Source organism: Blastococcus sp. TBT05-19 (genome assembly GCF_003319095.1).
Taxonomy (GTDB): Bacteria; Actinomycetota; Actinomycetes; order Mycobacteriales; family Geodermatophilaceae; genus Blastococcus.
In genome coordinates, this window is sequence record NZ_QOHI01000001.1 from 745706 (window position 1) to 763997 (window position 18292).

The 18292-nt window shown below is 74.0% G+C and carries 16 protein-coding genes; 10 read left to right on the forward strand and 6 right to left on the reverse strand.

The features are described from left to right. Window positions 1-10: 10 nt before the first annotated feature. The 3 genes from DQ244_RS03615 to DQ244_RS03625 all read right to left on the reverse strand — a co-directional run bounded on the left by DQ244_RS03615 (window position 11) and on the right by DQ244_RS03625 (window position 2604). Window positions 11-766, reverse strand: a complete 756-nt coding sequence (locus DQ244_RS03615) for an MIP/aquaporin family protein (RefSeq protein ID WP_113810057.1) — start codon at window positions 764-766, stop codon at window positions 11-13. An 85-nt stretch (window positions 767-851) separates the two neighbouring features. After that, window positions 852-1373 carry a DUF1003 domain-containing protein gene (locus DQ244_RS03620; protein WP_113810058.1) on the reverse strand — a complete coding sequence of 174 codons (522 nt, stop codon included), beginning with the start codon at window positions 1371-1373 and terminating at the stop codon, window positions 852-854. Next, window positions 1366-2604, reverse strand: a complete 1239-nt coding sequence (locus DQ244_RS03625) for a magnesium transporter MgtE N-terminal domain-containing protein (RefSeq protein WP_113810059.1) — start codon at window positions 2602-2604, stop codon at window positions 1366-1368. Before DQ244_RS03625 ends, DQ244_RS03620 begins: the two co-directional genes overlap by 8 nt. Window positions 2605-2707: 103 nt before the next feature. On the opposite strand from DQ244_RS03625, the gene DQ244_RS03630 reads away from it, so the two are divergent. The 5 genes from DQ244_RS03630 (at window position 2708) to DQ244_RS03650 (ending at window position 6822) form a co-directional block, all read left to right on the forward strand. Next, window positions 2708-3577: a PhzF family phenazine biosynthesis protein gene (locus DQ244_RS03630; RefSeq protein WP_113810060.1), complete on the forward strand. Its 870-nt coding sequence runs from the start codon at window positions 2708-2710 to the stop codon at window positions 3575-3577. A gap of 77 nt (window positions 3578-3654) precedes the next feature. Next, complete coding sequence (locus DQ244_RS03635) at window positions 3655-4494, forward strand: DMT family transporter (protein WP_233491150.1); 840 nt, start codon at window positions 3655-3657, stop codon at window positions 4492-4494. A 100-nt stretch (window positions 4495-4594) separates the two neighbouring features. Beyond that, entirely contained in the window at window positions 4595-5047 is a 453-nt protein-coding gene (locus DQ244_RS03640; protein ID WP_113810061.1) for a hypothetical protein, read from the forward strand. After that, complete coding sequence (locus tag DQ244_RS03645; protein ID WP_113810062.1) at window positions 5044-5790, forward strand: SDR family oxidoreductase; 747 nt, start codon at window positions 5044-5046, stop codon at window positions 5788-5790. The genes DQ244_RS03640 and DQ244_RS03645 overlap by 4 nt, the downstream gene beginning before the upstream one ends. 78 nt (window positions 5791-5868) lie before the next feature. Beyond that, complete coding sequence (locus tag DQ244_RS03650) at window positions 5869-6822, forward strand: CoA ester lyase (protein ID WP_113810063.1); 954 nt, start codon at window positions 5869-5871, stop codon at window positions 6820-6822. An 85-nt stretch (window positions 6823-6907) separates the two neighbouring features. Here the strand turns inward: DQ244_RS03650 and DQ244_RS03655 are convergent, their stop codons facing one another. After that, the gene (locus DQ244_RS03655) at window positions 6908-7549 is read right to left on the reverse strand and encodes a dihydrofolate reductase family protein (RefSeq protein ID WP_113810064.1); all 642 of its coding nucleotides are present in this window, start codon (window positions 7547-7549) and stop codon (window positions 6908-6910) included. A 58-nt stretch (window positions 7550-7607) separates the two neighbouring features. Next, window positions 7608-8756 carry an acyl-CoA dehydrogenase family protein gene (locus DQ244_RS03660; protein ID WP_113810636.1) on the reverse strand — a complete coding sequence of 383 codons (1149 nt, stop codon included), beginning with the start codon at window positions 8754-8756 and terminating at the stop codon, window positions 7608-7610. A 121-nt stretch (window positions 8757-8877) separates the two neighbouring features. Between DQ244_RS03660 and DQ244_RS03665 the strand changes: the two genes are divergently transcribed. Continuing rightward, window positions 8878-10077, forward strand: a complete 1200-nt coding sequence (locus DQ244_RS03665; protein WP_113810065.1) for an acyl-CoA dehydrogenase family protein — start codon at window positions 8878-8880, stop codon at window positions 10075-10077. Window positions 10078-10140: 63 nt separating this feature from the next. Here DQ244_RS03665 and DQ244_RS03670 read toward each other — a convergent pair whose 3' ends face one another. Further along, window positions 10141-10824: a DUF4230 domain-containing protein gene (locus tag DQ244_RS03670; RefSeq protein ID WP_113810066.1), complete on the reverse strand. Its 684-nt coding sequence runs from the start codon at window positions 10822-10824 to the stop codon at window positions 10141-10143. Window positions 10825-10966: 142 nt separating this feature from the next. On the opposite strand from DQ244_RS03670, the gene DQ244_RS03675 reads away from it, so the two are divergent. From DQ244_RS03675 to DQ244_RS03690, 4 genes are all read left to right on the forward strand, one after another. Then, complete coding sequence (locus DQ244_RS03675) at window positions 10967-11902, forward strand: NADP-dependent oxidoreductase (protein ID WP_113810067.1); 936 nt, start codon at window positions 10967-10969, stop codon at window positions 11900-11902. 309 nt (window positions 11903-12211) lie between these two features. Further along, on the forward strand, window positions 12212-14974 hold the full coding sequence (locus DQ244_RS03680; RefSeq protein ID WP_113810068.1) for a hypothetical protein: 2763 nt from the start codon (window positions 12212-12214) through the stop codon (window positions 14972-14974). A gap of 1 nt (window position 14975) precedes the next feature. Then, on the forward strand, window positions 14976-16253 hold the full coding sequence (locus DQ244_RS03685; RefSeq protein WP_147251458.1) for an ABC transporter substrate-binding protein: 1278 nt from the start codon (window positions 14976-14978) through the stop codon (window positions 16251-16253). 12 nt (window positions 16254-16265) lie between these two features. Continuing rightward, window positions 16266-18287 (forward strand): serine/threonine-protein kinase, encoded by a 2022-nt coding sequence (locus tag DQ244_RS03690; protein ID WP_113810070.1) that lies wholly within the window; start codon window positions 16266-16268, stop codon window positions 18285-18287. The last annotated feature ends 5 nt before the right edge of the window (window positions 18288-18292 follow it).

An 18292-nucleotide genomic window follows, 5' to 3' on the forward strand; every position in this document is an offset into this window, starting at 1 on the left:
CCGCCGGGGGTCACTCCGGCGGTTCGCCGGTGGCCAGGACCCGGTCGTAGAGGAGTGCCGCGAGGACGCCGCCCAGCGTGGGGGCGACCAGGTACAGCCACAGCGGCGCGAGCTCGCCGGCCAGCAGGTCCGGGCCGAACGCGCGGGCCGGGTTCACCGCTCCGCCGGTGAGCGGGCCGGCCACGAAGATGCCGGCCGCCAGCGCGAAGCCGACGGCGACCGGCGCGATCGAGCCCTCCGCCCGGTCGTCGGTCGCCACCGCGATGACCACGAGCACCAGCAGGAAGGTCACCAGCAGCTCGACCAGGAACGCCCGACCCCAGGAGACGCCGTCGGCGGGCACGGTGGCCCCGAGCTTCCCCTCGGCCCGGGCCGCGGCGCCGTAGCAGGCCCAGGTGGCGAGAGCACCGACGACGCCGCCGGCGAGCTGCGCGGCCACGTAGCTGCCCGCCGCGCGCCACGGGAAGCGTCCGCTGGCGGCGAGCCCCAGGGTCACCGCCGGGTTCACGTGGCAGCCCGAGACGTGGCCGAACGCCGCGGCGAGCGCCACCAGCGTCACCCCGAACGCGAGGACGACGGCGAGCGGCTCGTACCCCCGGCCCGTGGCGCTCGCGACCGCCGCGCTCGTGCCGACGAACACGAGCAGCGCCGTGCCGACGAACTCCGTGACCGACGCGCGGACCAGGCGCGTCCCGATCTCGCTGCCGTACAACCCTCTGCTGCTGCCGCGGACGCCCCGCGGCGTGCCGGTACCCGTCGCACCCATGTGATCGTGCCCCCCGTGAGCGCCCGCCACCGCCGGCGGACGCGTCTCGGGATGCCCAGCCTCGGCCGGGCGACACATGCGGAGGTCAGCCGACCGGGTCGCGCTTCTTCTTCGCCTTCTTCTCGCGGCGGTCGGCGTCCTCGCCGTCGTCGCTGCTCATCCGGTTGAGCTCGCCGCGGATGAAGTCGCGGGTCGCCAGCTCGCCGATCGCCACGCGCAGGGCGGCGAGCTCCCGGGCCACGTACTCGGTGTCGGCCCGGGTCTGGGCGGCACGCGCCCGGTCCTCCTCGGCCTGCACCCGGTCGCGGTCGGCCTGCCGGTTCTGCGCGAGCAGGATCAGCGGGGCGGCGTACGCGGCCTGGGTGGAGAACGCCAGGTTCAGCAGGATGAAGGGGTAGGGGTCCCAGCGGAGCTTCACCGCGAAGACGTTCAGCCCGATCCAGACCAGCACGACGAGCGTCTGGACGGCGAGGAAGCGGCCGGTGCCCAGGAAGCGGGCGATGCTCTCGGCGAACTGGCCCACGGCGTCGGGGTTGAAGCGCAGGAAGCTGCCGAACCGGGAGGAGCTGCCGCGCGGGACGTCGAGGCGCTGGGGGGAGTCAGCCACGTCGTGACCGCTCCCGCCAGTCGTCGGGGAGCAGGTGGTCCAGGACGTCGTCCACGCTGACCGCGCCCACGAGCCGGCCCTTGTCGTCGACCACGGGTGCGGCCACCAGGTTGTACGTCGCGAAGTAGTGGGTCACCTCGGCCAGCGGCGCCTCCGGCCGCAGCGGCTCCAGGTCGTCGAGCACCCCGCTGACCAGCGTCGACGGGGGCTCGCGCAGCAGCCGCTGGATGTGCGCCAGGCCCAGGTAGCGGCCGGTCGGCGTGGCCGAGGGCGGGCGGCAGACGTACACCTGGCTGGCCAGCGAGGGCGTCAGCTCCTCCTGGCGCACCCGGGCCAGCGCCTCGGCGATGGTCGCGTCGGGCGCGAGGATCACCGGCTCGCTGGTCATGAGCCCACCGGCGGTGTCCTCGGAGTACTTGAGCAGCTGGCGCACCGACTCGGCCTCGTCGGGCTCCATGAGCTCCAGCAGCCGGTTGCGGTCGACGTTGGAGAGCTCGGACAGCAGGTCGGCGGCGTCGTCGGGGTCCATCTCCTCGAGGACGTCGGCGGCGCGGCTGTCCTCCAGGGTGCCCAGGATGGTGATCTGCTCGGCCTCGGGCAGCTCACCCAGCACGGCGGCCAGCCGCTCGTCGTCCATGGCCTCGGCGACCTCGTGCCGGCGCTTGATCGGCAGCTCCTGCAGCGCGTGCGCCACGTCCGCGGCGTTGAGCTCGCGGTAGGTGGCGATCAGCGTCTCGGCGCCCTGCCCCGTCTGCGGCAGGGCCAGCCCGGTCACCTCGTCCCAGGCGACCTGGTGCAGCTGCCCGCGGCGGCCGATCCGGCCGGGCTCCTGGACGGCGAGGCGGGAGAGCACCCAGTCGCCGGTGCGGGTCTGCTCCATGCCGGCGTCGACGACGTGCGCCGGCCGGCCGGACTCGTTGATCGTCACCTGCCGGTCGAGCAGCTCGCCGAGCACGAGGGTCTCCCCGGCCCGCTGCTCGAACCGCTTGAGGTTCAGCGTGCCCGAGGCGAGCATCACCGCACCCGGGTCGATCGCGGTGACCCGGCCCATGGGCACGAAGATCCGCCGGCGGGCCACGACCTCCACCACGACGCCGAGGACGCGGGGCGGGGCGGTGCCGACGCGCAGCGCGATGACGATGTCGCGCACCTTGCCCACGCGGTCGCCGTTCGGGTCGAAGACGGTCAGGCTCGCCAGCCGGGACACGTAGGCCCTGGTCACGGTGCTCACGGGACCCTCCTCGGCGGCGCTCGTCGGCCCCTCGATCGGGGTGCGGTGTCCTCCGGTGACCTCGCACGTGGAGGCACCGAGCGCTGAGGTTACCGTCGCAGCCGTGGCCGCCCGGGAAACGCTGGACTACGAGATCGTGGACGTGTTCGCCCCGCGGGCGTTCGCCGGCAATCCGCTGGCCGTCGTGTTCGACGCCGACGACCTGAGCACCGAGCAGTGCCAGGCGCTGGCGAACGAGTTCCACCTGTCGGAGACCTCGTTCCTCTGCGCCCCGACCGAGCCCGGCGCTGACTACCGGGTGCGGATCTTCACCACCGCGACCGAGCTGCCCTTCGCCGGGCACCCGAGCGTCGGCGCTGCCCACACGCTGGTGCGCACCGGCCGGCTGGCCGCCGGCGCGCTGCGCCAGGAGTGCGGCGCCGGCGTCCTCGACGTCGTGGTGGACGGCGACGGCGCGACGCTGACCGGCGGCCGGCCGACGCTGGCCGACGGCCCGGCCGCCGAGGAGCTGGCCCGCGCGATGGGGCTGGCCCCGGGCGACGCCACCGGCGTGCCGGTCGCGCTCGCCGGCTGCGGCCTGCCGTTCTCCTACCTGTCCGTCACCCGCGAGGCGGTCGACCGCGCGGTGCCGGACAAGGCGGCGCTGCGCGGGCTGGGCGTGGGGGAGGGGGTCTCGGTGCTCTCCTGGGACGCCGCGACCTCCACCGCCTACGCGCGGGTCTTCGCCCAGGACGACGCCTGGGAGGACCCGGCCACCGGCTCGGCCGCCCTGGGCACCGGCGTGTGGCTGGTCGAGAGCGGGCTGCTGGCCGGCGAGGGGACGTCGGCCTACACGATCCGGCAGGGCGAGGCGATGGGCCGGCCGTCGGTGCTGGAGTGCACCGTCACGGCCGACGGCGCCGTCGCGGTCGGGGCGACCGTGCGCGGCGCGGTCGTGCCGGTGGCCGGCGGGCGCATCCGGGTCCCCTCCTGAACGCCACCGCGGCGGCCTGGGACCTGCACCGGCCGGGCACCCGCGACGTCGGGCTGCTGTCCCTGGCGGTGGTCGGGGTGTCGCTGTCCGCGCCGCTGACCGCCATGGTGACCGCGCCGATGCTCGCGCTGGCCTTCTGGCGCAACGCCGCCGGTGCCGCGGCGCTCCTGCCGGTGCTCCTGACCCGCGAGCGGACGACGCTCACCGGCCTGCGCCCCCGCGACCTGACCAGCTCCGTCGTCGCCGGGTTGTTCCTCGCCGCCCACTTCGCCTCGTGGCTGCCGAGCCTGTCGATGACGACGGTGGCGGCGTCGGTCGCGCTGGTGACCACCACGCCGATCTGGACGGCGCTGGCCGCCCGCGTCTCCGGCGTGCACCTCCCGGCCGCGGTCTGGTGGGGGCTGCTGCTCGCCTTCGCCGGCGTCGTCCTCATCGTCGGGGTGGACGTCACGGTGAGCACCGAGGCCCTGCTCGGCGACGGGCTGGCGCTGCTCGGGGCCATCTGCGCCGGGGGCTACGTGCTGGCCGGGGCCCGCGCCCGCCAGCGGCTGGCGACCTCGGCCTACGCGGTGGTCTGCTACTCGGTCTGCGCGGTGGTCATCGCCGTCTCCGCGCTGGTGGTCGACGTGCCGCTGGCCGGCTTCGAGGCCCGCGACTGGTGGCTGATCGCCGGGATCACCGTCTCGGCCCAGCTCTTCGGCCACACGCTGCTCAACCTGGTGCTGTCCTCGGTCGGGCCGACGGTCGTGAGCCTGGCCGTCCTGCTCGAGGTCCCCGGCGCGCTGCTGTTCGCCCTGGTCCTGCTGGGTCAGGTGCCGCCGCTGCTGGCCCTGCCCGGCGTGCTGCTGGCCGTCGCCGGGGTGGCGATCGTCATCCGGGCGAGCCGCCCCGCCACCCTGGTCGAGCCCGCCACCTGACGAAGGACCCCGTCGCCCCCCACCGCTCGCGAGCTCGCGGTGGGCCCCTGCGACGGGGCCGTGGGGCGCGGTGTCACATCCCGGGCGGTTGCGTCGTCCGATGGGCATGACACCGACCGCACGCCGCACCCTGCTGTGGCTCCTCGTCGTCCTGGGCCTGTACGTCGGCCTCTGGGCGGCGGTGTTCCCCGCATCGTTCTACGAGTCGTTCCCCGGACCCTTCAGCTCCTGGGTCGCCGCCGACGGCCCCTACAACGAGCACCTCGTCCGGGACGTCGGGACGTTCAACCTGGGGCTGGCCGCGGCATCGGCGGCGGCCGCCCGCTACCGCGACCGTCGGCCCGGCCTCGTCGTCGCGCTCGCCTGGATCGTCTCCTCGGTGCCCCACCTCGGCTACCACCTGCACCACCTGACGGGTCTGGGCCTCGTCGACGCCGTCGCGCAGGTGGTCGCGCTGAGCCTCGCGCTCGTGCTCTCCGTCCCGCTGCTGCTCCCCGACCGGACGGTCGCGATGACCGACGGGACCGTCGCCGGAGGGGTGGTCGCCCGATGAGGATCGCCGTCGCCGGCGGGACCGGCACCGTGGGCCGCCACGTCGTGGACGTCGCCGGCGAGCGAGGGCACGACGTCCGCGTCCTGTCGCGCTCCCGCGGGGTGGACCTGGTCGACGGCACCGGGCTCGACGCGGTTCTGGAAGGGGTCGACGCCGTCGTGGACGTGGCCTCGGTCATGACGCAGTCGGCGGAGGCGTCGATCCGGTTCTTCCGGACCGTCTCCACCAACCTGCTGGCTGCCGGGGCCCGGGCCGCCGTCGCGCACCACGTCGCGCTGTCGATCGTCGGCGTCGACCGCGCGCCGCTCGGCTACTACGCCGGCAAGGTGGCGCAGGAGGACCTGGTGTCGACCGGTCCTGTGCCCTGGACCCTGCTGCGGGCGACCCAGTTCCACGAGTTCGCGGAGCAGCTCTTCCGTCAGCTGGCGATCGGTCCGCTCCACCCGGTCCCGGTGATGAGGTCGCAGCCGGTGGCGGCCCGGGAGGTGGCCGAGCGGCTGGTCGCCCTGTCCGAGGCCGGGCCGGCCGGGCGGGTGCCCGACCTGGCGGGCCCCGAGGTCCTGCGCATGAGCGCGATGGTCCGGGCCTACGCGCGGGCCACCGGGCGGGGAGCGGTCGTGCTGCCCGTCCCGCTGCCCGGGGCGCTCGGGAGGGCGTTCCGCGACGGCACCCTCACCGCCGGGCCGGACGCCGATCGGGGCGTGCGGACCTTCGCCGGGTGGGTCGCCGGGCTGTCCGGGTGATCAACGCCCTGGCGCGCGCGACGAGGGCCATCGCTACTCTCCGGTAGCTGACCGACCCATCGACATAGCGGAGGCACCGTGGCCGAGCTGCGATCCCGTCGTTCCAACCTCGCCGTCCCGGGCAGCAACCCCCGGTTCCTCGAGAAGGCCAAGGGCCTGCCCGCGGACCAGGTGTTCCTCGACCTCGAGGACGCGTGCGCGCCGCTGGCGAAGCCCGGCGCCCGCAAGAACATCGTCGCGGCGCTGAACGAGGGTGGCTGGGGCGAGAAGATCCGCACCGTCCGCGTCAACGACTGGACGACGGAGTGGACGTTCCAGGACGTGCTCGAGGTCGTCGGCGGGGCCGGCGCGAACCTCGACTGCATCATGCTGCCGAAGGTCCAGGACGCCGCCCAGGTCAAGGCGCTGGACATGCTGCTGACCCAGATCGAGAAGGCGAACGGCTACGAGGTCGGCCGGATCGGCATCGAGGCGCAGATCGAGACGGCGCAGGGCCTGATCAACGTCAACGACATCGCGTTCGCCAGCGACCGCATCGAGACGATCATCTTCGGCCCGGCCGACTTCATGGCCAGCATCAACATGAAGTCGCTGGTCGTGGGCGCGCTGCACCCGGACTACCCGGGCGACCCGTTCCACTACATCCTCATGCAGATCCTCATGGCCGCCCGCGCCCGCGGCGTGCAGGCGATCGACGGCCCCTTCCTGCAGGTGCGCGACGTGCCGGCGTTCGAGGAGGTCGCCAAGCGCTCGGCGATGCTCGGCTTCGACGGCAAGTGGGTGCTGCACCCGGGCCAGATCGACGCCGCCAACGAGATCTACGCGCCGTCGCAGGAGGACTACGACCACGCCGAGCTGATCCTCGACGCCTACGACTGGGCGACGTCGGAGGCCGGTGGCAAGAAGGGCTCGGCGATGCTGGGCGACGAGATGATCGACGAGGCCAGCCGCAAGATGGCCCTGGTCATCGCCGGCAAGGGCCGCGCCGCGGGCATGGAGCGGACCTCTTCCTTCACCCCGCCCGAGAGCTGACCCCACCCCAGGCATAGGAGGCTCTACCTATGGATCCGCGGCTGGATCCATAGGTAGAGCTTCCTTTGCCTGAGGGGTGCGCCGGCTACCGGCGCCAGAACAGGTGGTGGGTCACCCCGCTCGGGCTCGGGACGACGTCGTGGTGGAACCGGTCGTCCAGCTCCTCGGGGGCCTCCCACAGCCGCACCCCCGAGCCGAGCTCCACCGGCGCGACCGCCACGTGCAGGGTGTCGACGAGGTCGGCGTCGAGGAACTCCCGGATCGTCGTCGCGCCACCGCCGAGGCGGACGTCCTTCCCCTGCGCCGCTTCCTTCGCCTGCTCGAACACGGCAGCCGGCTCGCCGTCCACGAAGTGGAACGTCGTGTCCGAGAGCGTGAGCGACGGGCGCGGGTGGTGGGTCAGCACGAACACCGGCGTGTGGAACGGGGGCTCCTCGCCCCACCAGCCCTGCCAGGCGGGGTCGTGCGGGCCGCGGTGCGGGCTGAACTTGTTGCGGCCCATGATCTCGGCGCCGATGCCGTGCGCGAAGTCCCGGGTGAAGTAGTCGTCCAGGCCGCGGCTGCCACCCGGGTCGGTGCGGTTGGGCCAGCTCGCCGTGGCGCCGGCCCACGACATCAGCGCACCGGGGTCGGCGTGCCCGAACGGGCGCTCCAGGCTCTGGCCCTCGCCGGCGCCGAAGCCGTCGCTGGAGACGGTGAAGTTCTGAACTCTGAGCAGCTGGCTCACGGGGTGCTCCTTCGTCGGGTCGGCAGCAGGGACCGCGCGCAGGCGCAGGACTCATCGGTCAGGGGAGACCGCCGCGCTCCACCAGCTGGGCGGCGATGACGGCGCGCTGGATCTCGTTGGTGCCCTCGCCGACGATCATCAGCGGCGCGTCGCGGAAGTAGCGCTCGACGTCGAACTCCGTCGAGTAGCCGTAGCCGCCGTGGATGCGCACGGCGTTCAACGCCACCTGCATGGCGGTCTCGGAGGCGAACAGCTTCGCCATGCCCGCCTCCAGGTCGCAGCGCTGCCCGGTCTCGGCGCGCTCGGCGGCGTGCAGCACCAGCAGGCGGGCGGCGGTCAGCGAGGTGGCCATGTCGGCGAGGTAGTTGCCGATCGACTGGTGCTGCCAGATCTTCTTGCCGAAGCTCTCCCGCTCCTGGGCGTAGCGCAGCGCGTCGTCGAACGCGGCCTGCCCGACACCGAGCGCCCGGGCGGCCACCTGGATCCGGCCCGTCTCCAGTCCCCGCATCATCTGCGCGAACCCCCGGCCCTCGACGCCGCCGAGCAGCGCCGACGCCGGTGCGCGGTAGCCGTCGAAGGTGAGCTCGCAGCTCTCCACGCCCTTGTAGCCGAGCTTGGGCAGGTCGCGAGAGACGGTGAGCCCCGGCCCGTGCTCGACGAGCAGGATCGACATGCCGGCATGGCGGGGCTGCGCCGCCGGATCTGTCTTGCAGAGCAGCGCGATCAGCGACGACCTGCGCGAGTTGGTGATCCAGGTCTTGGGGCCGTCGACCTGGTACCCGTCGTCGTCGCGCCGCGCGGTGGTGGTCATGGCCTGCAGGTCCGACCCGCCGCTGGGCTCGGTGAGCGCCATGGTCGCCCGCACCTCACCGGTGGCCATGCGGGGCAGCCAGCGGTCCTGCTGCTCCCTGGTCCCGAAGGCGACCAGCAGCTTCGCCACCACCGTGTGCCCGCCCATCGCGCCGGCCAGCGACATCCAGCCGCGGGCGAGCTCGGCGGTGACCAGCGCGTAGCAGGGCATCGACACCGGCGCCTCGCCCCACGGCTCGGGCACGGCCAGGCCGAAGACGCCGAGCTCCTTCATCCGCTCGATCAGCGCCTCGGGGTACGTGTCGGCGTGCTCGAGCTCGCGGACGACCGGTCGCACGTCGCGGTCGACGAACTGGCGGACGGCGGCGACGATCGCCTGCTCCTCGGTGCTGAGCATGGTCACTGCGGTCCTCTCTCCTCACCCGGCACGGGGGCGTGATCAGGCACACGCCGGACGGCGGGTCGTCGTCCCTCATACTCGCCGGTAACCCGGACACCGGAGTCCCGAAGGAGCGACGTTGACCCGCTTGGCGCAGACCGCTGATCTGACCGACATCCAGCAGGAGATCCTGTCGACGGTCAGGAGCTTCGTCGACCGCGAGATCATCCCGCACGCGCAGGAGCTCGAGCACGGCGACATCTACCCGCAGGAGATCGTCGACGGGCTCAAGGAGCTCGGCATCTTCGGGCTGATGATCCCCGAGGAGTACGGCGGCCTCGGTGAGTCGCTGCTGACCTACGCGCTGGTGGTCGAGGAGATCGCCCGCGGCTGGATGAGCGTCTCCGGCGTCATCAACACGCACTTCATCGTGGCCTACCTGCTGCGCCAGCACGGCACGCAGGAGCAGAAGGAGTACTACCTGCCGCGCATGGCCACCGGCGAGGTGCGCGGCGCCTTCTCGATGTCCGAGCCCGGTCTGGGTTCCGACGTCGCCGCGATCCGCACCAAGGCGACGAAGAACGCCGACGGCGGCTACACGATCAACGGCCAGAAGATGTGGCTGACCAACGGCGGCAGCTCCACGCTGGTCGCCGCGCTGGTGCGCACCGACGAGGGCGCGGACAAGGCCCACGAGAACCTGACGACCTTCCTCGTGGAGAAGCCGGCCGGCTTCGGCGAGGTCAAGCCCGGCATCACCATCCCCGGGAAGATCGCGAAGATGGGCTACAAGGGCGTCGACACCACCGAGCTGGTGTTCGACGGCTACGAGGCCAAGGCCACCGACATCCTCGGCGGGGTGCCCGGCAAGGGCTTCGCGCACATGATGGACGGCGTCGAGGTCGGCCGGGTCAACGTCGCCGCCCGCGCCTGCGGCATCTCGATCCGCGCCTTCGAGCTCGCGATCGCCTACGCCCAGCAGCGGGAGACCTTCGGCAAGCCGATCGCCCAGCACCAGGCGATCGCCTTCCAGCTGGCCGAGATGGCGATCAAGGTCGAGGCCGCGCACCTGATGATGGTCAACGCCGCCCGGCTCAAGGACGCCGGCAAGCGCAGCGACGTCGAGTCGGGCATGGCCAAGACGCTGGCCAGCGAGTACTGCGCCGAGGTGACCACGCAGTCGTTCCGCATCCACGGCGGCTACGGCTACTCCAAGGAGTACGAGATCGAGCGCCTCATGCGCGAGGCGCCGTTCCTGCTCATCGGCGAGGGCACCAGCGAGATCCAGAAGACGATCATCAGCCGCGGCCTGCTGAAGGAGTACAAGCTCAAGGGCTGAGGGCAGTGAGCGCGAGAGGCCCAGAACCGCACCGGTTCTGGGCCTCTCGCGTTCAGCGGTTCGCTAGCCCGCGCTGTCGGCCGACTCCTGGAAGCGGACCTCGACGTCGTCCACCCCGAGCGACCCCGCGAGGCCGGTGAGCATCTCGCGGGTGTTGGTCTCCGCGCGCTCGCGCAGGTCGCTCTCGGCGGCCGCGGCGGCCAGGCGGTCCTCGGCGAGGGCGTACAGCTCGCTGTCGTCGACGGGGTCGTCGCCCACCGCGTCGCCGATCCGCTCGACCAGCCCGCGGTCCCGGTCGAGCACACGGCTCTCCTCGGGGTCGATCCGCACCTCGTCCAGCCGGGGTGCGGGCAGCTCGATGGTCGCGGTGGTGCCGTCCGCGGAGAGGGTGACCGCACCGGCGTCGATCGCGGCGAAGTCGACGTAGGCGTCGGCCGTGCCGGTGGCGAGGAACTCGACGCGCTCACCGCTGATCACCGACGGCACGTACCGGGTGTCCACCTCGCGGTCGACGACGACCTGGAAGGTGCCGCTGGCCGCGTGGTACTCGTGCAGGTCCTGCAGGGAGAGCAGCAGGGGAGTGGTGCTGCGGTCGACGACGTCCTGGCCGAACGGGTTCTCCGGCAGCCAGCCGGCGACCTGGATCCCGAGCGGTACGAGGACCGCCGCGCCCACGCCGGCGACCACCAGCCGGAACGGGACCTTGCGGCGGGGCCGGGCGGGGCGGGACTGCGGCAGGGTGGGCATGCGCGGCCTCTCGGGCTGGGGGAGGAGTGGCGGTGCTCACGTCCTCCAGCGACGGCTGCGCCCGCACCATTCCCGACACGACGCGAGTTCGGGACCCGAGGCGCCCGGGCGACGCTGCCACGGCCGGTGTAGGCAGAGGGGCATGCGTGCCGCAGGAGTGACCGAGTTCGGTGGGCCGGAGGCCCTGCACATCGTCGACGTGGAACCCGAGCCGCTCGGCCCGGGACAGGTCCGCCTTCGGGTGGAGGCGGCCGCGGTCAGCCCGACCGACACCCACGCCCGCTCCGGCGCCTACGCCGAGCGCGACCCGGTGAAGACGCCGCCGTGGGTGCCCGGCATGGACGTCGCCGGCGTCGTCACCGAGCTGGGCGACGGGGTCGACCACCTCGCCGTGGGCGATCTCGCGATGGGCGTCGTCGTCCCGTTCGGCCCGTACGGCGGCTACCGCGAGGACAAGGTCCTGTCCGGGAACTCGGTCGTGCGGGCTCCCGCGGGTACCTCCGCCGTCGAGGCCTCGACCCTGCCGATGAACGGCCTGACCGCCCGGTTCTCCCTGGACCTGATGGGCCTGCGGCCGGGGCAGGTCCTCGCCGTGACCGGTGCGGCGGGCGCGTACGGCGGCTACGTGGTCCAGCTGGCCAAGGCCGACGGGCTCACGGTGATCGCCGATTCCTCCGAGGCCGACGAGGAGCTGGTGCGCGGGCTCGGCGCCGACGTCGTCGTCCGGCGCGGGGACGACGTCGCCGACCGGATCCGGCAGCACCACCCGGACGGCGTCGACGGGCTGGCCGACGGCTCCGTCCAGGACGCGCTCGTGCTCCCGGCGGTGCGCGACGGGGGAGCGGTGGCGACCGTCCGTGGCTACCGCGGCAACGGCGAGCGGGACCTCCGCTTCTTCCCGACGATGGTGCGCAAGGTGGCGGAGGACCGGGCGGCGCTGGACCGGCTGCGCCAGCAGGTGGAGGAGGGCGTGCTGACCCTCCGGGTGGCGCGCACGTTCCCCGTCGAGCAGGCCGCCGAGGCGCACAGGCTGCTCGAGGCCGGCGGTGTGCGCGGGCGGCTGGTGCTGACCTTCTGACCCACCGCGCGCCCACGGGCGACCCGTGCGAGAGTCGTCCGCAGGCGTGCAGCGCGGGAGGGCTGACCCGCGCGCAGCCCCGGGCCCGGATCGCCCGCGGACCCGGGATGGACCGATACGGACTGGTCCGTCTAGTGTCTCGGCGAACACCCGCCCTCGTTGCCCCCGGTAACGACCCGGACCGTCGTCCGGAGGCGCCGGTGCCCTGTCGGGGCCCGGTTCGAGCGCGCGGTTGACGGACTGAGCGCGGGGAGAACGTTCGTGGGCAGCACACGCCTGGTCGGTTCCGGTCGAGGACGCCGATGGGGGGTGACGGCCGGGGCGACGGTGGTGCTCCTCGGGAGTGGCGCCGCTCTGGCACCGATCGTCTTCGCCGAGGAGGCGCCGCGGCGCGCGCTGCAGGCGGTCACCGTGGACCTGGCCTCCGACGGTGCGATCACGGGGCTGGCCTCCGCGCTGGTCAGCCGCGGAGAGGACGGGGAGGACCCGACCACCCGCACGACCGCGCTGAACCCGGCCGAGCACGCGGGCGACCTGCCGGTGCGGGTCACCACGTCCTGGCGGCACGACGGCCGGGTCGGCACGGACCTCGCCGACGTCGAGGGCGTCGACGGTCGGGTCGAGATCAGCGTGACGGTGCAGAACCTGACCGGTCGCCCGGAGCGGTTCCAGTACGACGCCAACGGCGTGGCCCGCGAGAGCTACGAGATCGTGACGACGCCGATGACCGTCGTCGCCAGCGCGGTCCTCCCCGGGGACAGCGCGGCCGCGCTGGTCCGCCCGCAGGGGGCGGCCACAGAGCCCGGGACGACCAACGGCGTCATCAGCACCGAGGACGACGCCACGACGGTCCAGTGGGCCTCGATCCTCGCTCCGCCGCGGCTGCAGCCCAGCACCACCTTCACCCTCGTCCAGGACGCCGAGGACTTCGAGCTCCCCGCCATCAACCTGGCGGTCCAGCCGGGCGTGGCCACGGACGACTCGGTGGCCCGCCTGGTCGGGGACGTCTTCGGCGGCTCCGCGCGCATGGTCGGCTCGGAGAACCACACGATCGGTCTCATCGCCAACGTGAACGCCACGCTGGCGCAGGTCACCGACAGCCTGCAGACGGTGCGCGAGACCCTCGCCGTGAACGCCGGCGAGGTCGGCTCCGCGGCCACGAACGCCCTGCGGTCGACGGCGAACTCGGTCGACGCCTCCATGGCCTCCCTCCTCGCCGACCTGCAGGCCCTCGACAACTCGGTGGGCGCCACGGTCGAGGGGACGAACAGCCGGGCGAACAGCGCGCTCGACGAGAGCGTGCGCGGCGTCCTCGAGTTCTTCGGTTCGCCGACCCCGGCCAGTGGTCCCACCCAGCCGGTGGCCTGCGGCTCCGAGGTGGCTGCCGAGGCGCCGTCCGGGACGTTGCTCGGGCAGCTGTCCGCGGTGAGCCGCCAGCTCAACGGGCTGGCCGACGCCTCCACCGACTGCGTCGAGGGGCTGCGGGAGACGCTGCTGGAGGACATCGGCTTCGACGTCGACACCGAGGGCGGCCCCCAGGAGTGCGCGGGGGCCCGGAGCGACTCGCTGGTCTGCCAGCTCATGGGCGCCGGCCAGCAGCTCGGCAGCCTCGCCGACGGCGTCCGGGCGCAGAAGGCGGACATCGCCGCCACCCTCGACCCGGACGACACGGTCAGCGCCGTGCTGACCGGGATCACCGGGCTGCAGGGACAGGTGACGGCGCTGCAGGCCAAGGCTGCCGCCCTGAAGAACCAGGGCGGCACGGTCCCGCAGGATCTCGACCAGACGCTGACGTCGCTGCTCGGCAGCATCGACGGACTGCTGGGCGTGCTGGCACCGCAGCCGCAGAGCACCGATCCGCAGCTGGCCGGCCGGCTGACTGCCCTGGCTGCCCAGGCGCGCGCCCAGAGCGAGGAGATGCTGGACGACAGCACCGGGATCCTGGCCCAGAGCAAGGACCTGGCGGAGGAGATGTGCGCTCCCGCCGCGACGCTGCTCCCGGGTGACCCGGAGCTGACGCGCCTGGACGGGCTGAGCCAGACGCTGGTCGGGCTCTCCTGCGCGCAGCTGTCGGCCACCACCGGTCAGGACGCCGGCTCGATCGCCGAGCGGGTGCGGACGCAGGGCGAGGCCGCCGACGCGCTGGCGACCGCTCTGGACACCGCGGCGGACGACGCCCAGGCCGTTGCGGACGACCTCAGCGAGGTGCGCGCCGAGGTGGACGGCCTCAGCGCCCTCATCGACGGCACCGTCGACAGCCAGCTGACGGGTGCGCTCGACGACCTGCTCGTCGACATGACCGGGCTCTACGACTCGAACGTCCCGTCCGACCTGGACTGCGACGTCGACCCGGTGCTCACCTCCAAGCGCCTGAACGCGCTGTTCGAGAGCTTCAAGCAGCTGCGCTGCCAGCGGGCGACGGTCGCGGGCGACCTCGAGGAGCTCATCGAGGGTGCGGCCGACGGGGTCGACGAAGCCGCCGCCGGTCCGGTCGACGAGGCGCGGGACCGGGCCAAGGACGCGGGCACCGGTGCGGACGAGTCCCTCGGGCAGCTCGGCGACGACATCGGCACGCAGCTGACGACGTCCGCCGCGCAGCAGCTGGAGCAGGGCCGGGTCGTCGTCGAGGTCCAGACCCAGCGGCTGCGGGCCGTGCAGGCGGCCGCGGAGCAGGAGCTCGACGCGGCCGCGCAGGGGGCCATCGGGCAGCTGGCGGAGCAGATCTCGCTGGCCACGGTGTCGCAGTCGGACGCCGCCCTCGCGCTCCAGGAGCAGCTGCAGAAGGTGCTGCTCGACCTAGGGTCGGCTGCCGAGGGCCGCGGCCTGCTCGGCGTCATCCAGAACAGCGCCGGTCAGACCGGGGTGCGCACCGAGCAGGTCACCCAGACCAGCGAGAGCGCCGCCAGCTTCCGCGGTGTCCGGCAGGCCGAGGTCGCCGACGCGCAGCTGGAGCAGCAGCAGTTCGCCCGGTCGCTGCAGGCCGCGCAGCGGATGGAGCCCTTCGCCGAGGAGCTGCCCGCCGGCTCGGTCTCGGCCACGGTCTTCTGCTTCCGCCTCGGTGGGGAGAACTGACGTGCGGCGAGGGTTGATCTGCCTCGCTGCGGCCGCGGTCGTCACCAGCGACTGCACGTCGGACGAGGCGGCTCCGGACGAGGAGAACTTCGAGCCGGCGCCGGCCCCGACCGTCGAGCTGCCGCTCCTGGAGAGCCTGGAGTCCCCGCTGAAGGTCGGCCTCGTCGTCACCGGCTCCGGCCCGCGCGGTGAGGGCGCCGAGTTCGCCGCTCCGGCGGCGGGCGCCCGCGTGGCGGAGTTCCGGCTCGACGGCGACGCGGACCGGCTGCAGCTGGAGGTCGTCGACGACCGGGGCACCCCGGACGGCGCCGTCGCTGCCACCCAGCAGCTGCTCGACGCCGGTGTCGCCGGCATCGTCTACGCCTCCGCGGGAGCCCACCTCGACCCGGCGCTGGACCTCGCCTCGGGCGCGGGCACCGCGGTGCTCCTGCCCTACGACACCCGGGACGGCCTGGCCGGCGACACCGCCTGGCGGACCGGCCCCAGCGACTCCCAGGTCGCCGACGTCGTCGGCGCGATGCTGGCCGGACGCGGTCAGCGCTCCCCGGTCGCGTTCACCGGCGAGGGCACCGGCTCCGGGCTCGCCGCGCTCGCCGCGGGCGACCGCCGGGTGACCGTCGCCGCCGGCGATGCGCTGGCCGGGCAGGTCGCGACGGCGGCCCAGCCGCTCACCGACGGCGGCGCCGACAGCGCCCTCGTGTCGGCCTCGGCGGAGACCTCGGCCGAGACGGTCGCCGCCCTGCAGGGGCGGGCGCCCTCCGCGCCGGTCGTCCTCGGGCCCTCGGCCCTGGCTCCGGCCTTCGCCGCGCGGCTCAGCGACCTCGGCTCGGCCGGCGGCGCGACCACCGCCGGGCAGTTCTTCACCGTCGGACCCGCCGCCACCGACTCCTCGACCGACGAGGGCGTCGTCCGCTTCCTGGACGCCGTCCGGCTCGCCGCCCAGGACGCCGACCTGCAGTCGCTGTCCGGGACCGACGCCTTCGGACGGCTCGGGGCCGCGACCGCCGACGTCCGGAGCCACGACGCCGTCGTCGCCCTGGCCGCCGCGGCCGCCGGCGCCGGCTCCACCGAGCCGGCCGCGGTGCTCGAGGCGCTCGGCGGCCTCGAGCTGGGCGTCGACGACGGCCTGGCCGGTCCGAGGCTCGCCTTCGCCGACCGGCAGGCCCTCCCGGACGACGGCGTGGCCGTGCTCCAGGCGACCACCCGAGGCGCCGAGCGCGGTGTCGAGCAGGACGCGCCCGCGCTGTCGTGGTTCGTGCTGCCCGACGGCGAGGGCTGATAGGACCACCCCATGCAGACCACCCGCGCGCTCGGGAGCCGCTACGTCCTCGAGCGGCAGCTCGGGTCCGGTGCGATGGGCACGGTGTGGGCCGCCGTCGACCAGCGGACGGGCGGGACGGTGGCGGCGAAGCTGCTGCGCCCGGAGTTCGCGCGCGACCCGGAGATCCTGACCAGGTTCGTCCAGGAGCGCTCGATCCTGCTCGACCTGGTGCACCCCAACGTCGTGCGGGTCCGCGATCTCGTGGTCGAGGGCGAGGACCTCGCCATCGTCATGGACCTGGTCGAGGGCGCCGACCTGCGCGCCCGGCTCCGGGCGGCGGGCACGCTCCCGCCGGCGGAGGCGGCCCGGATCACCGCCGACGTCCTCGAGGCCCTCGCCGCTGCGCACGCCGGCGGGGTGCTGCACCGCGACGTGAAGCCGGACAACGTCCTGCTGACCGACGAGGACCCGCCCGGCGTCCGGCTCGGTGACTTCAGCATCGCCCGGCTGGCGCAGGAGACGACGGTCCGCATGACCGGGGTGCTCGGCACGCCCGACTACATGGCGCCGGAGATCTTCACCGCCGAGACCGTGAGCGCGGCCTCCGACGTCTACGCCGCCGGCATCCTGCTGCACGAGCTGCTGGCCGGGCGCGCGCCGTTGGCCGGTGGGGGCACGGGCTACGCGGTCGCCAACCGGCACGTGACCGCCGCCCCTCCGCCGATCGCCGGGATCCCGCGGGAGCTCGACGCGGTCCTGCAGGCGATGCTGGCCAAGGAGCCCGACCGCCGCCCGCCCGCCGAGGCGGCCGCGGCCTCGCTGCGGGAGCTGCTGCCCGCGCTGGGGGAGCTCCCCGCGCTGCCGGTCGCCCCCGAGCCGACGACGTGGAAGGCCGCCGGAACCGGTCCGGCGCCGGCCTTCGGCGTCCTCGGGCACCGTCCGGTCGAGGACCTCGACCCGGGCCGCACCAACGTCAAGGCGTCGGCCGACGCCGCTCCCCAGCTCCCGGCGCCGGCCACCGGCGAGGCGAAGCCGTGGCTGGCCGCGCCGGTCGACGACGACACGGCGTCGGCGCAGACCCAGCTCCGGCCGAAGCGCGGTCCCGCGCACGCCGCCCCCGTGGTCGAGGAGGAGCCGGCCGCACGCCGGGGCCTGCTGCGCGACCGGCGCACGTGGCTGGTCGCGGGTGGATCGCTGGTGGCGGTGGGTGCGGTGGTCGGCGTCGTCGCGCTGGTCGGCTCCGGCGGCTCCGCGGATCCCCGTCGCCCCGACGGCGGGGGAGGCGCGGTCCCGGCCGAGGCGCTGGTCGTCACCGGGCCCTCCGAGGAGCTGCCCTCGGGCCTGACCGTCGTCCGCGAGGGGGCCTACGACGCCGAGGCAGGCACGCTGACCACGACCGTCACCTGGTCGGCGGAGAACTCGCTGGCCGGCCCGCTGTTCGAGTCGGTGCCCGCCGCGGCGGACGGGCGGTCGTGCCCCGACGTCACCTGGTCGGTGCCCGCCGTCCGCGACGTGACGCCCGGCGTCCCCGTCACCGCCTGCGGGTGGGAGGTCCCCGTCGACGTCCCCGGCGGGTCGGAGGTGACCGCCAGCTACACGGTGCCCTTCGAGCTGGAGGACGACGGCGACGTGCAGGGCCTGCGCGAGCGGCTCGTCGGGACCGGCACCGCGACCGGCGCCGCGCTCGACGGCCTGGTCGCCACGCCGGTCTACGCGGCCCAGCGGCTGGAGGACCTGGAGGTGCAGATCGACGGCACCGTGCGGGTCGGGGCGCCCGTCGGCCTGGTCGTCGTCCCGGTCTGGCGGGGCACCGACGCCGCCGACAACATCGCGGTCCTCTTCAGCAGCCGCAACCCCCAGCCCAGCCTCCTGCTCCAGCAGCTCGGCGGCGAGCTCGAGGTGCGCACCGACGACTGCACCGGCTCCCTCGCGTTCACCGACCGGGTGCCCTACGCCAACACTGTGGGCAGCGGCTGCACGGTGTCGGTCCGTCTTGGTGAGATAGAGGCCCGCAGCCGCAGCTTCGACGTCCTGCAGAACAGCGCGGGCTGAGACAG